This is a genomic window from Streptomyces sp. NPDC001415 (assembly GCF_053597395.1).
Window position 1 is genome coordinate 217,440 of the sequence record NZ_JBSFIE010000008.1, and the last position, 13,124, is coordinate 230,563.

The window sequence follows — 13,124 nt, forward strand, 5'->3', positions numbered from 1 at the left end:
GGCTCAGTGCCCGGTCGCGCCGCCGTTGTCCCTGCGGTCCAGCGCGCGCTGGAGGGCGGCGGCGGCGTTCTTGCGGTCGGACTCGCTGCTGCGCGAAGAGTGACGGACTCGGCGGACGGGCTGCTTGACCATGGGGATTCGACTCCTCTGCTGGGAGGTCCGGGGCGGGCCCCGGCGGATGCAGTGAGGTGCCGGAAGGGGCGGGGAGCGCCGCCGCAGGGGTTGCCTGCCAAGGGGCATCGCGCTCACGACCGCCATTCGCTGGATCAGCGAGACGTTCGGCTTCTACAAAGCTAAGCCTTGCGCTGGAGTCTGTCTCTACAATTACTCGGACTTCCTACTATCTGAGACGGGCACCTTCGACGAGGTGCGGGGAGACGGCTGCGCGAGCCTCGTACGCACCGAGTCGCCCGCGCCCCGGTGCAGCCGCAGCGCACCCACCGTGGAGGCCAGGCAGAGGGCGCCGAGCAGGCAGAACGCCACCGCGTAGGCGGCGGAGGGCGCGTCGGTGAAGGCGCCGCCCAGGCGCAGTGCGACCGTCGCGACGGCGACGCCGAGTCCGGCCGCCAGTTGGGTGGCGGTCGCGGACAGCGCGTTGGCGTCGCGCAGCCGCTCGGGCGCCATCTCGCTGAACGCGATGGTGGAGTAGCAGGTCAGGCCGAGCGAACGGGCGGCCCCACTGAGCATGACGAGGACGGCGGTCACGGCGACGGGGGTCGCGCCGGTGAGCAGCGCGCAGCCCGCGACGGTCACCGCGAGCCCGACGGTGGAGACGAGCAGCAGCGGGCGGAAGCCGAAGCGGTTCAGGAGGTATGTGGTCGCGGGCTTGATCCCGATGTTGCCGACGAACACGAACAGCACCACGGCGCCGGACTTCACCGCACTCCAGCCGAAGACCTCCTGGAAGAGGAGGGGCAGCAGGAAGGGCATGGCGCCGACCACGATCCAGAAGAGCGAGCCGTAGGTCACGGTGGCCCGGAACGACGCCACGTCCAGGGTGCGCAGATTGACCAACGGGTGGGCGGTACGCAGCAGATGGCGGGCGGCCGCGCCGAGCGCGAGGACCGCGAGCGCGGCGACGGCGACGACCACCGGCCGGCCGCTGTCGGTGTCGGCGACCAGGTGGGCGGCCCAGGTGAGGGCGGCGAGCCCGGTGCAGCTGAGCAGCACGCCAAGCACGTCCAGGGGCGGCGGGGTCGCGGTCGGCCCGGCCGCCACCAGGCGCCGGGCGACGGCGAACGCGGCCGCGCCGAGCGGAAGGTTGACCAGGAACATCCAGTGCCAGCTTGCGTACGTGGTGAGCAGTCCGCCGAGCAGCGGGGCGAGGACGGGCGCCATCAGGCCCGGCCACACGATGTACGCCATGATCTTCGGGATGTCGGTCTTCGCGGCCCCGTTGAGCACCAGGAGCCGGCCGACCGGCACCATCATCGCGCCGCCCGCACCTTGCAGGACCCGCATGGCCATGAGGAGACCGAGGCTTCCACTGGCCGCGCAGCCCGCCGAGGCGAGCGTGAACAGCACGATGGCGGTGAGAAAGATCCGCCGGGCGCCGTAGCGGGCGGTGAGCCAGCCGCTGAGCGGTATGAGCACGGCGAGGGTCAGCAGATAAACGGTGATCACCAGGCCGACGGAGGCGGGCGTGGTGCCGAGGGAGGCCGCCATCTGGGGGGCGGCGGTGGCCACGATGGTGCCGTCGAGCATCTCCATGAAGAAGCAGCCGGCGACGAGCAGGGCGGTGGCGCGCTGTCTGGGTTCGAGCATGGGGTCAAGACTGACCGCGCCCATTGCTGCACACAAGGTCCGATCGGTTAAGTGAGCCGTGCACAGGATGCAGCATTCGGCCATACTCGCCGCATGCAACAGCTGCCGGACATGAATCTGCTGCCCTCGCTCGACGCCCTGCTGCGGGCCGGGAGTGTGGCGGGGGCCGCCGCCGAGATGCGGATCTCGCCGTCCGCGATGAGCCGCACCCTGGGGCGACTGCGCCGGGTGGTGGGCGACGAGCTGCTCGTACCGTCGGGGCGGGGCCTCACACTGACGCCGCGCGCCCGGGAGCTTCAGCCGCACGTGGAGGCGGCCCTGGGGGCGGCCCTGGCCGCCCTCCGCCCGCCGCCGGAGCTCGAACTGGCCACCCTGCAAAGGGAGTTCACCATCCGGTCCAATGACGGCGTGGCCGTCATCTTCGGTTCGGCGCTGACCGAGCGGGTGATGCGCGAGGCGCCCGGGGTACGCCTTCGCATGCTCCCCGAGGGCGAGGAGGACCCGGCCGACCTGCGGGACCGGATCGACCTGGAGGTGGGCCAGATGCACGGCCTGCCGCACGACATCCGCAGCAGCCCGCTGGGCGAGTACACCTACGCGGCGGTGGTGCGCGCCGACGGCCCTTACGCCGCCGAGCGGTTGACCCCCGAGCGGTTCGCCACACTCCCCCACATCACGGTCACCCGGCGCGGCCGGGTGCGCAGCGTGGTCGACGAGCGCCTCGCCGAACTCGGCCTGGTGCGCGATGTGTTGGCCACCGCGCCGACGTACTCGGCGGCCTGCTTCTTCGCACTCCGCTCGGACGCGCTCGCACTGATGCCGCGACAGTTCGCGCTGGAGGCGGCGCGAGCGATGCCGCTCGCGATCCTCGACATCCCCCTCGATCTGCCGTCCATCCCGTTCGTCCAGGCCTGGCACATGAGGGTGGACACGGATCCGGCGCACCGGTGGTTGCGGGGGGCGCTCGCGGAGATAGTGGCCTCGCGGAGATAGCGACGGGGGCAAGAGGTCATCGGGGTGAACGGACCTCGACCGGGCTCGGGCGAGTCGGCTGAGGGTGGCCCGGACGGGCCTGCTGCCGCCGCGGGCCGGCCGACGGAGAGGCGGCTGATGGAGAGGCGGCTGATGGGGGCGCGGTCGGCTGGGGGCGCAGCTCCCGCAGCCACCCATCCTTGCACGCAGCATCCCCACCTAGGTTGCATTCCTATCTAGGTGGTGCTGGAATACACACATGGCCGCAGACCGCAGATCCAGCTGGCTCAAGGGTGTCCTTGACCTCCTCGTCCTGTCCTGTCTCACCGGGGGTGAGAGCTACGGGTACGAGATCTCCAAGGCGCTCACCGCCGCCGGGCTCGGCGAGATCAAGGGCGGGACGCTCTATCCCGTACTCAACCGCCTTGAGGAAGCCGGCCTGGCCGTCGGCGAGTTCCGGGCCGCCGAGCGCGGGCCGGGCCGGCGCTACTACCGGCTGACCGACGACGGCCGCCGGGCTCTCGCCGAACAGGGCTCTTCCTGGCGGGAGTTCCACTCCGCCGTCACCACCATGCTCACCAGCACCGTTCCAGGGGGACCAGCGTGAACACCGAATACTTCGCCGAGCTCGGCCGGCTGCTCGCGGCCCGCGGCATGCCGGAGCAGGAGGTGTCCGCGACCGTCGCCGACCTGACCGGCTACCTCGCGGAGTCCGGAACGGCCGACGCCCGCGAGGAGTTCGGCGCGCCCGACGTCTTCGCGGACCGGCTCACCCGGGGGCCCGGCGCCGAGCGGCCCGAGGCCGGGGCCGAGACGTGGAAGTGGACCGCCGACATCTACACCGACCGGCTGCTCCTCAACCAGTACGGGGCCGAGGGCTGGGAGGTCGAGGGGATCGACTTCGTCGGCCGCTTCGTGTGCCGCCGGCCGGACGCGGCGATGCGCTGGGAGTACCGGCGCGAGACCGCGCACGGCGCGAAGGAGCGCGAGGCGCTGTTCGCCGATCTTGAGCCGGACGGCTGGGAGCCGTGCGGCCGCTGGCTCCACATGACGTACTTCAAGCGCCCGGCCGCCGCCAGCGCGGGCCCGGCCGCCGAACTGGCCGCGACCCCGGCGACGCCCTCGCGGCACGTGTTCTTCAGCGCCAAGTCCCGGGGCCTGCTCGCCGTGTTCGTCATCTCGATGACACTGCTGGTGCTCGGCTACGGCTTCGGCCTGATCGACCTGAACCGGCCCGGCACCTACCTCGGCATGCTGGCCGCGATCCCCGTGGGCGGGCTCCTCGGCTGGTACGGGGTGAAGCGGGACATCGCCAAGGGCATCGAGAGCCGGTGACGGCAGGGGCCCGAGCGGCTGTGCGCGGGACGCGGGAGTGCTGTGGCGGACGGCCGTCTACAGGACGTCCCCGTCCCGCCAGTCGAAGGTCAACGGTGCGTAGGTGCCGGGGAGTTGACCCCACGCATAGGTGCTGCCCTCCTCGTCGGGGAGCGGCGTCACCCCGTCCGGTCCGAGCACCTCGATGCGCCCGCCCCACACCTGCCAGCCCCGCGCCCGGTACAGCGGGGCGCCCTTCTCGCTCGCCGACAGCGCCCCGAAGGCGTACGCGCCGTCGATCACCCGCTCCAGGGCCGCCATGACGAGCCCGCCGAGCCCGCGCCGCCGCAGATCCGCCCGGACGGCGACGGCTTCGACGTACCCGATGCGGTACGAGCGTCCGGCGTGCAGCACCCGCCGCATGACGACGCTGCCGTGCGCGACGAGTTCGCCTCCGTGGTGGACGAGGGCGTGCAGGCCGCCGAGCCCGTGGTCCCAGTCGTCGTCGCTGAAGTTGCCGTCGAAGGCGGTGTCGAGGAGGGCCCGGATCCCGGCGAGTTCGGCGGGGCTCAACTCATAGGTGTGCACCATGCGTTGCTCACAGGTGTGCACGATGCGTTGCGTCACGTCCATGTACGTCATCCTCTCAGGCCCCATCCGCCCCCGGACCCGGGCTACTTATGAGTACGGGCACTCATGTGGCGCCGGTCACGCGGCAGCAGAGTGGAGGGCATGAACGGCCTTTACGCACTCAAGCCCTGGTACGCGGACCGGCTGTCCGGCGTCCGCGCGGCGCTCGCCCGGCGCGGGGTGTCGCCCGACACGCTGACCGCGGCGGGCGTGGTGTCCGCGGCGGGGGCGGCCGCGGCGCTCGCCCTGCTGCCCGCCCCGCTCGCCGTCCTGCCGGTCGCGGTTCTGCTCGCGGCCCGCCTCGCCTTCGCGAACCTGGACGGAGCGCTGGCCCGCGACACGGGCCGTACGACGAGGCGCGGCGCGCTCCTGAACGAACTGGGCGACCGCGCGGCCGACTTGATCGTGCTGGCGGGTTTCCTGCCGCTGGCCCCGCTGTGGCTGGTGTCGACGGCGGCACTCGCCGCGACGTTGCCGTCGTGGATCGCCCTGGCGGGCGCGGCGGCCGGCGCCCCCCGCCGCAACGGCGGCCCGCTCGGCAAGACGGAGCGCTGCCTGCTGGTGGCCGTGGCGGCGGCCTCGGGGTGGGTGACCCCGGTGCTGCTGGTGATCGCCATCGGCTCGGTGGTGACGGCCGGCGTCCGATGCGCGTGGCTGTGGCGGGAGCTGGCGGCATGAGTACGTACGGTCGTGCGGCCGTGGTGACCGTCGGCGTGCTCGGCGTGAGCGGGCTCGCGGTGGCGGCGCTTCCGGCGCGGATGCGGATGCGGGCCGAGTTGCGCAAGCGGTGGCGGACCTGGGCGCTGGCGGCGCCGGTCTATCTGGGTGCGCTGTTCCTGGGCGGCGGCGGGGCGTGCGCGCTGGCGGCGGCGCTGGGCGTGGTCGCTGTGACGGAGTACGTACGGATGGCGGGGCTCGGCCGGGCGGAGCACGCGGTGCTGTGCGCGGCGGCGGTGGCGCTCCCGGCGCTGGCGTGGACGGTCCCCTCGCTCCTCGATCTGCGGGCGGCGGGCCTGCTCCTGCTGGCGGCGGCCCTCCCCTCCCTGCTGGGCGGCAACGCGGAATCCGGCTTCACCGCGGCCGCCCGCACGGTCTTCGGACTGCTGTGGATCGCGGTCCCGCTGACCGGCCTGGTGTCACTCGGGGGCACGGCGGTCGCGGTGGGCCTCGCGGTGGCCCTGGGTGACGTGGGCGCGTGGTGCGGCGGTACATTCCTGGGCCGCCGGGGCGTACTGTCCCGCCCGCTCTCGCCGCTCTCCCCGAACAAGACGTGGGCGGGGGTACTCGGCGCCGGCACCGCAACTGCCTTGGTGCTGCTGGCAGTTGGAGCATGGGGGCCACTCCTGTGGACCGGGGTGACCCTCGGCTGCGTACTGGGCGACCTGCTGGAATCCATGGTGAAGCGGGAGGCCGGGGTGAAGGACGCGGGTAGTTGGCTGCCCGGGTTCGGCGGCCTGCTCGACCGTATCGACTCCCTTCTGCTCGCTCTGCTGCTCGCGACGGTGGTGACCCGATGACGACGACCCTGATACCGGCGCCCCGGACCCGGCCGCGCGTGGCCGCGCTGCTGCGGCGCGCCCTGTGGTGGTGCGCGCTGACGCTGTCCGGCGGCGTGGAACGCCGGGGGCATCTGCCGCGCGGCGGCTGCGTGGTGGTGGCCAACCACTCCTCGCACGCCGACACCGCCGCGTTGCTCGCCGCCCTCGACGCCCGGCACACCCCCGCGATCGGGGCGGCCGCCGACTACTGGTTCGCCTCGCCGTGGCGGCGCCGGATCTGCAGTCGGCTCGCGGCGGGCTTCCCCGTACGGCGTTCCGGCGGTGGCATGGACGACCTGCTGGCCATGACGGACGGGCTGCGCGCGGGCCGGGCGGTGGTCCTTTTCCCCGAGGGCACCCGGGGCCGCGACGGCGAGGTCGGCTCGTTCCATCGGGGCGCGCTGGTCCTAGCGCAGCACGCGGGGGTGCCGGTGGTGCCGGTCGGCATCGCGGGCACGGACCGGCTGCTCCCCAAGCACGGCCGGTTCCGGCACGCGCTGATCCGGGTCCGCATCGGGGCGCCCCTGCCGCCGTCGGCCACGCCCGAAGAGGCGCGGGACGCGGTGGCGGCGCTGCACGCCCGCACGAACGCGGAGGCCCTGCGCGACTCGCCGCTGCGCCGCCGGGTCGCGGCCCTCGCCACCTCGCGGGCAGGGCTCCTCCTGACCTTCACCTGGGCCTTCGCGGAGGCCCTGAGCTGGCCGCTGATGCCGGAACTCCTCCTGGCGGCGCTGTGCGCGGCGGCCCCGCGCAGGACGGCGGCCCTCTCCCTCACGGCCCTGGCGGGCAGCCTGGCAGGCAGCGTACTGGCCCTCCAACTGGCCACATCCGGCGTGCACTTGCCCGCCCCGCTGACGACGGACCGGATGCGCGCGGAGGTCCGCCACGAGCTCTCGACGGAGGGCGCCTCGGCGGTCCGCCACCAGCCGTGGAACGGCATCCCGTTCAAGGTGTACGCGGCGGAAGCGGGCCGAGCGAGGGTCCCCACGACCTCGTGGCTGCCCTCGGCCACCCTGTCACGCGGCTCCCGCACCCTGACGGTGGGCATCGCGTTCGGCGCGGCGGCGCTGCTGATGCGGCGGTGGAGGCGGTGGTACGGGGTGTATGCGGGGGTGCTGGTGGTGGGCTTCGGGGTGGGGCTGGGGGTTGTTGTGGGGTCGTGGGGGTGAGGACCGGGAGCTGGCAGACTCGATCGGCGTCGCCGCATAACCCGGACGGGCGGGGACACCCTGTCCCACTCGCCAACGGGGAAGGGGAGGGCTTGAGTTCCTCAACCGCGCCGAGCCGGACATCGTCGTTACGACGCAGGGCACGCCCTCGGCATTGTTCACCCGCGCCGTGAAGGGCGCTGAACCTTTCAAGTCACCGACGCGTCAAGGGGCTTGGACCAGACCACACCCCACCGCCAGACTCCCCCCATGCCCACACCTACCGAGCAGCACTGGACCCCGATCCACGGCGAGCCGTACCGGCCCGTCCCCTACCGGCCGGCCCGGATGGCGACCACCGAAACCCTGGCGCGGGCCGCCGAGTTGCGTGAGCGCATGGACGAGCGCCGCACCGTGCGCCGGTTCTCGCCCGACCCCGTCCCCGAGCAGGCCGTCCGTGACGCGGTCGCCTGCGCCGCGACCGCGCCCTCCGGCGCGCACCAGCAGCCGTGGACGTTCGTCCTGGTCAAGGACGCGGACGTACGGCGCAGGATCCGCGAGGCGGCCGAGGAGGAGGAGCGGATCTCCTACGACGGGCGGCTCGGCGAGGAGTGGCTCGCGGCGCTGCGGCCCATCGGCACGGACGCGGTCAAGACGCACCTCACCGACGCCCCGGTGCTGCTCGTCGTCTTCCAGCAGCGCTACTGGCTCGCCGAGGACGGCACCAAGCACAAGCACTACTACGTCGACGAGTCCGTCGGAATCGCGGTGGGCATGCTGCTCTCCGCCCTCCACCAGTCCGGCCTCGCGGCCCTCGTGCACACGCCGAGCCCGATGCGCTTCCTGTCCGAGGTCCTGGAGCGGCCCGCGAACGAGAAGGCGTTCGCCGTCATCCCGGTCGGATACCCGGCCGACGACTGCGAAGTACCCGATCTGGTCCGCAAGTCGCTCGACCAGGTGCTGGTCGAGGTTTGAGGGCCAGGCTCAACTCCTGAAAATTCACAGGGAACCTTTGCCCCGCCGCCCGCCTCCTGGCCCGATGACCAACCAGGATCCGTCCGGCGAAAGGGACCCCATGACCATCAGCGAACGTCCGATGCCGCAGCTCGAAGGCGCCGCCCACCGGTATGTGACGGTGCGCGGCGTGCGGCTGCACTACGCGGAGTTCGGCAGCGGCGACCCCGTCGTGCTGCTGCACGGCTTTCCGCAGCACTGGTACGCCTGGCGCCGCGTGGTGCCGCTGCTCGCCGACGACCACCGGCTGATCTGCGTCGACCTGCGCGGCTTCGGCTGGTCCGAACAGAGCCGCAAGGGGTACGACACCGACTCCCTGGCCGCCGATGTGCTCGCCCTGCTCGATGAACTCGGCATAGAACAAACCACGCTGGTCGCCCACAGCTGGGGCGCCGGCGTCGGATTCCGGGTCTGTCAGCGCGGCCCCGAACGCGTCCGCGCCTTCCTCGCGCTCAACATGACGCACCCCTGGACCCGCCACCGCGACGTGCTGCCCAACCTGTGGCGCATGTGGTTCACGGCGTTCGTCGAGTACCCGCTGCTCGGCCGCCTCGTCCTGCGGCACTGGCCCGCCTTCACCCGCCATCTGCTGCGGCGCGGGGCGGCCGACCCCGCCCTGTGGAGCGAGGCCGAGCTGGCGGAGTTCACCGAGGCCACCCGCTTCTCTGCGCACGCCGGGCAGTCGCTGTTCTGGAGTTACGTCGTGCGGGACATCCCGGCCGGCTTCCGCGGCACCCATCGCGCGACCCGCCTCACCGTCCCGACCCGGGTCCTGGGCGGCGAACTCGACCCGGTGATTCCGCCCGCCCTGCTGCGCGGCGAGGCGTACGCGGACGATCTTACGGTGCGGATCGTGCCGGGAGCTGGGCATCAACTCCCGGAAGAACGGCCTGAGTTGGTGGTCGAAGAGCTGGGCAAGCTGATCGCGACGATCAACGAGTAAGCAGCCCGTGGGCGTAGTCGGCCCGCCGCCCGGACAGCGCCCCGGGCCGCTTCACCGCAGCGCGGCCCGCCGCTCCACCTCGCGGAAGAACGCGCGGACCCGGCGCTCGCCGAGCAGCCGCCGGTAGACCCGCTGCACGGGGCCGAGCGCGGCGGGCCTCAGCGCGCCGCACACCGCGAGGCGGGTCCCCTCGCCGTCCGGCTCGGCCGCCATGCCCATGGTCACGAGCCGCGACTGCATCAGGCACCAGCCGGGCCCGAGCCGCACCTCGAAGTCGCCGGAGAGCCCCAGCACGTCGACGGCCCGGGCCGCCTTGCGCTCGCTGTCGCCGGGCGGCACCCGGAACTCCCGTACGAAGGAGATGAGATGGGGCAGCTCGCCCTCCAGGTCGGCGACGACCGCCCACACCCGCTCATACGGCAGCGCGATCCGCCGCTCGGCGTGCAGCGGGGCCCGCAGCCCTGCGGAGAGCACCCTCAGCCTGTCCACCTGAGTCATCGCGTCCACGCCTTCCGGAAGGAGGAACGGGCCCTGCTCAGCCGCGACTTCACGGTGCCCTCGGGTACGTCGAGCAGCTCGGCCATGGAGCGTTCGTCGAGCCCCTCCAGTTCGCGCAATACCAGCACCGTGCGTTCCTTCACCGACATCCGGGCGAGCAAGTCCCTTATTTCGGCGGACAGTTGAGAGGTGTCGGCGCTCGGCAGCAGGTCCCGGAGCCGGGCGATCTCCTCGGGGTCGGCGGGGCTCTCCCCCGCCGTCCGGCGCGCCACCCGTACCGCCTCCCGTACGGTGACCGCGCGCACCCACCCGTAGAACGCCAGCGGGTCGCGCAGCCCGCGCACCCCCCGGAACACCGCGAGCAGCGCCTCCTGCACGGCGTCGGCGGTGTCGGCCGGGGCGATGGGGGCGCAGAGCCGGGTGACGTACGGAGTGACGAGCTTGATCAGGTCGTCCATGGCCAGCGCGTCGCCGCGCTGCGCCGCCCGCACGAGCGGCGCGGCGGTCTCCCAGGGCCGTATGTCGTCATCCATCGGCGCCAAGGTAGCGCCCGGCCGGTCCCGGAATGGAAACCGCCCCCGTCCTCGGTTGGGGGACCAAGGACGGGGGCGGGGTTCGGGTGCGACTACGACGCCGCCCCAGGGGCCAGTACGTCAGCCCATGTGGGGGTACGTGTAGTCGGTCGGCGGGACCAGGGTCTCCTTGATGGCGCGGGTCAGCGTCCAGCGCATCAGGTTCTGCGGAGCGCCCGCCTTGTCGTTGGTGCCGGACGCGCGGCCGCCACCGAAGGGCTGCTGGCCGACGACGGCGCCGGTCGACTTGTCGTTGATGTAGAAGTTGCCCGCCGCGTAGCGGAGCTTCTCCATCGTGTGGGCGGCCGCGGCGCGGTCGTTGGAGATGACGGCGCCGGTCAGGGCGTAGTCGGAGGCCGACTCCATCTGCTCCAGCATCTCGTCGTACTTGGCGTCGTCGTAGACGTGGATCGCCAGGATCGGGCCGAAGTACTCGGTCGTGAAGACCTCGTTCGCCGGGTCCGTGCACTCGATGACGGTCGGGCGGACGAAGTAGCCCACCGAGTCGTCGTACGTGCCGCCCGCGACGATCGTGCAGGAGGCGTCGGCCTTCGCGCGGTCGATCGCGGCCTTGTTCTTGGCGAAGGCACGCTCGTCGATGACGGCGCCGATGAAGTTCGACAGGTCGGTGACGTCACCCATGGAGATGCCGTCGACCTCGGCCGCGAACTCCTCCTTGAAGCCGTCGTTCCAGATCGAGGCCGGGATGTACGCGCGCGAGGACGCGGAGCACTTCTGGCCCTGGAACTCGAAGGAGCCGCGGGTCAGCGCGGTCTTCAGGACGGCGCGGTCGGCGCTCGGGTGCGCGACCACGAAGTCCTTGCCGCCCGTCTCGCCGACCAGGCGCGGGTAGGTGCGGTACTTCTCGATGTTCGTGCCGACGGTCTTCCACAGGTGCTGGAAGGTCTTGGTCGAGCCCGTGAAGTGGATGCCCGCCAGGTCGCGGTGGTTGAGGGCGACCTCGGAGACGGCCAGGCCGTCACCGGTGACGAGGTTGATGACGCCCTTGGGCAGGCCCGCCTCCTCCAGGAGCCGCATGAGCAGCACGGCGGCGTGGGTCTGCGTCGGGGACGGCTTCCACACGACGACGTTGCCCATCAGGGCCGGGGCGGTCGGCAGGTTGCCCGCGATGGCCGTGAAGTTGAACGGCGTGATCGCGTAGACGAAGCCTTCGAGCGGGCGGTGGTCCATGCGGTTCCACACGCCCGGGGAGTTCGCCGGGGGCTGCTCGGCGAGCAGGTTGCGGGCGTAGTGGACGTTGAAGCGCCAGAAGTCGACGAGCTCGCACGGGGTGTCGATCTCGGCCTGCTGGGCGGTCTTCGACTGGCCGAGCATCGTGGAGGCGGCCAGCGTCTCGCGCCAGGGTCCGGCGAGCAGCTCGGCGGCGCGCAGGATGATCGCGGCGCGGTCGTCGAACGACATCGCGCGCCAGGCCGGGGCGGCGGCGAGCGCGGCGTCGATGGCGTCCTGGGCGTCCTGCTCGGTGGCGTTGGCGTACGTGCCGAGGAGGGCGCGGTGGTTGTGCGGCTGCACGACGTCGAAGCGCTGGCCACCGCCCATCCGCTTCTCACCGTTGATGGTCATCGGCAGGTCGACGGGGTTGTCCGCCAGTTCCTTGAGCTTGGCTTCCAGACGGGCGCGCTCCGGGGAACCAGGGGCGTAGCCGTGCACCGGCTCGTTGACCGGGGCGGGGACCTGGGTCACAGCGTCCATGATTCCTTGACTCCTTTGTGAGGGGTGTTCGGTTGAACGGAGGCTCGGGGCCTGTCCGAAATCTAGTTCTTTGTGATCATCGAGCGGACGAAGAACAGCAGGTTCGCCGGCTTCTCCGCGAGGCGCCGCATGAAGTAGCCGTACCAGTCGGTGCCGTACGCCGTGTAGACGCGCATCCGGTGGCCCTCGGCGGCGAGCCGCAGGTGCTCCTCGCTGCGGATCCCGTAGAGCATCTGGAACTCGTACTCGTCCAGTTTGCGTCCGGCGCGCCGGGCGAGCTCCTGGCCGATGGCGATCAGGCGCGGGTCGTGGGACCCGATCATCGGGTACCCGGAGCCCTCCATGAGGATGCGCATGATCCGCACGTACGCCTTGTCGATCTCGCGCTTGTCCTGGTAGGCGACCTCGGCGGGCTCCTTGTAGGCGCCCTTCACGATGCGCACGCGGCTGCCGTTCGCGGCGAGGCGGCGGGCGTCGGCCTCGGTGCGGAAGAGGTAGGCCTGGATGACGCAGCCGGTCTGGGGGAAGTCCTTCCGCAGCTCCTCGTGGATGGCGAACATCGAGTCGAGGGTGGTGTGGTCCTCGGCGTCCAGGGTGACCGTGGTGCCGATCTCGGCGGCGGCCTCGACGACCGGGCGGACGTTGGCGAGGGCCAGCTCGTGGCCGCCTTCGAGGGCCTGGCCGAACATGGAGAGCTTCACCGACATCTCGGCCTTGGTGCCGTGGCCGAGCCGCCCCAGGCGCTCGATGAGTTCGAGGTAGGCGTCGCGTGCGTGGGCGGCCTGCTCGGGGGTGGTGATGTCCTCGCCGACCACGTCGAGGGTGAGCTCCAGGCCCTTGCCGACGGTCTCCTCGACGATCGGGACGACCTGGTCGACGGTCTCGCCGGGGATGAACCGGTTCACCACGGGCTTGGTCACCGGGGCGGCCGAAACAAGCTTGCGCATCTTGTCGCTGCGCGACGCGGCGAGGATCACGGGACCCAGCACGGGGCACCTCCACGGAAAGAACTAGACGG

General features: G+C 72.0%; 15 protein-coding genes. 8 read left to right on the forward strand and 7 right to left on the reverse strand.

Features of this window, described 5'->3' with window-relative positions:
- Positions 1 to 3 precede the first annotated feature (3 nt).
- The gene (locus ACWC2B_RS13765) at positions 4 to 132 is read right to left on the reverse strand and encodes a hypothetical protein (protein ID WP_114038331.1); all 129 of its coding nucleotides are present in this window, start codon (positions 130 to 132) and stop codon (positions 4 to 6) included.
- Between the two features lie 192 nt (positions 133 to 324).
- Entirely contained in the window at positions 325 to 1,764 is a 1,440-nt protein-coding gene (locus ACWC2B_RS13770; protein ID WP_450716650.1) for an MFS transporter, read from the reverse strand.
- 93 nt (positions 1,765 to 1,857) lie between these two features.
- Between ACWC2B_RS13770 and ACWC2B_RS13775 the strand changes: the two genes are divergently transcribed.
- The 3 genes from ACWC2B_RS13775 to ACWC2B_RS13785 all read left to right on the forward strand — a co-directional run bounded on the left by ACWC2B_RS13775 (position 1,858) and on the right by ACWC2B_RS13785 (position 4,071).
- The gene (locus ACWC2B_RS13775; protein ID WP_450716651.1) at positions 1,858 to 2,757 is read left to right on the forward strand and encodes a LysR family transcriptional regulator; all 900 of its coding nucleotides are present in this window, start codon (positions 1,858 to 1,860) and stop codon (positions 2,755 to 2,757) included.
- Between the two features lie 238 nt (positions 2,758 to 2,995).
- A complete protein-coding gene (locus ACWC2B_RS13780) occupies positions 2,996 to 3,343 on the forward strand; it encodes a PadR family transcriptional regulator (RefSeq protein ID WP_450716652.1) in 348 nt (115 codons plus the stop codon).
- Complete coding sequence (locus ACWC2B_RS13785; RefSeq protein WP_450716653.1) at positions 3,340 to 4,071, forward strand: hypothetical protein; 732 nt, start codon at positions 3,340 to 3,342, stop codon at positions 4,069 to 4,071. Before ACWC2B_RS13780 ends, ACWC2B_RS13785 begins: the two co-directional genes overlap by 4 nt.
- Before the next feature lie 57 nt (positions 4,072 to 4,128).
- On the opposite strand, the gene ACWC2B_RS13790 is transcribed toward ACWC2B_RS13785, so the two are convergent.
- Positions 4,129 to 4,683: a GNAT family N-acetyltransferase gene (locus ACWC2B_RS13790; protein WP_450716654.1), complete on the reverse strand. Its 555-nt coding sequence runs from the start codon at positions 4,681 to 4,683 to the stop codon at positions 4,129 to 4,131.
- Between the two features lie 99 nt (positions 4,684 to 4,782).
- Here ACWC2B_RS13790 and ACWC2B_RS13795 point away from each other — a divergent pair, with 99 nt between their 5' ends.
- From ACWC2B_RS13795 to ACWC2B_RS13815, 5 genes are all read left to right on the forward strand, one after another.
- On the forward strand, positions 4,783 to 5,358 hold the full coding sequence (locus ACWC2B_RS13795) for a CDP-alcohol phosphatidyltransferase family protein (protein WP_450716655.1): 576 nt from the start codon (positions 4,783 to 4,785) through the stop codon (positions 5,356 to 5,358).
- Positions 5,355 to 6,197, forward strand: coding sequence for a phosphatidate cytidylyltransferase (locus ACWC2B_RS13800; RefSeq protein ID WP_450716656.1), 843 nt, complete (start codon positions 5,355 to 5,357; stop codon positions 6,195 to 6,197). The genes ACWC2B_RS13795 and ACWC2B_RS13800 overlap by 4 nt, the downstream gene beginning before the upstream one ends.
- A complete protein-coding gene (locus ACWC2B_RS13805) occupies positions 6,194 to 7,387 on the forward strand; it encodes a lysophospholipid acyltransferase family protein (RefSeq protein WP_450716657.1) in 1,194 nt (397 codons plus the stop codon). The genes ACWC2B_RS13800 and ACWC2B_RS13805 overlap by 4 nt, the downstream gene beginning before the upstream one ends.
- A gap of 249 nt (positions 7,388 to 7,636) precedes the next feature.
- Positions 7,637 to 8,341, forward strand: a complete 705-nt coding sequence (locus ACWC2B_RS13810; RefSeq protein WP_450716658.1) for a nitroreductase family protein — start codon at positions 7,637 to 7,639, stop codon at positions 8,339 to 8,341.
- Between the two features lie 100 nt (positions 8,342 to 8,441).
- Positions 8,442 to 9,323 carry an alpha/beta fold hydrolase gene (locus ACWC2B_RS13815; protein WP_450716659.1) on the forward strand — a complete coding sequence of 294 codons (882 nt, stop codon included), beginning with the start codon at positions 8,442 to 8,444 and terminating at the stop codon, positions 9,321 to 9,323.
- A gap of 51 nt (positions 9,324 to 9,374) precedes the next feature.
- Here ACWC2B_RS13815 and ACWC2B_RS13820 read toward each other — a convergent pair whose 3' ends face one another.
- The 4 genes from ACWC2B_RS13820 to ACWC2B_RS13835 all read right to left on the reverse strand — a co-directional run bounded on the left by ACWC2B_RS13820 (position 9,375) and on the right by ACWC2B_RS13835 (position 13,095).
- Positions 9,375 to 9,821, reverse strand: coding sequence for a hypothetical protein (locus ACWC2B_RS13820; protein WP_450716660.1), 447 nt, complete (start codon positions 9,819 to 9,821; stop codon positions 9,375 to 9,377).
- Positions 9,818 to 10,354, reverse strand: coding sequence for an RNA polymerase sigma factor (locus tag ACWC2B_RS13825; protein WP_450716661.1), 537 nt, complete (start codon positions 10,352 to 10,354; stop codon positions 9,818 to 9,820). The genes ACWC2B_RS13820 and ACWC2B_RS13825 overlap by 4 nt, the downstream gene beginning before the upstream one ends.
- 120 nt (positions 10,355 to 10,474) lie before the next feature.
- Positions 10,475 to 12,106, reverse strand: coding sequence for an L-glutamate gamma-semialdehyde dehydrogenase (gene pruA / locus ACWC2B_RS13830; RefSeq protein ID WP_450716662.1), 1,632 nt, complete (start codon positions 12,104 to 12,106; stop codon positions 10,475 to 10,477).
- Between the two features lie 62 nt (positions 12,107 to 12,168).
- Entirely contained in the window at positions 12,169 to 13,095 is a 927-nt protein-coding gene (locus ACWC2B_RS13835) for a proline dehydrogenase family protein (protein ID WP_450716663.1), read from the reverse strand.
- Between the last annotated feature and the right edge of the window lie 29 nt (positions 13,096 to 13,124).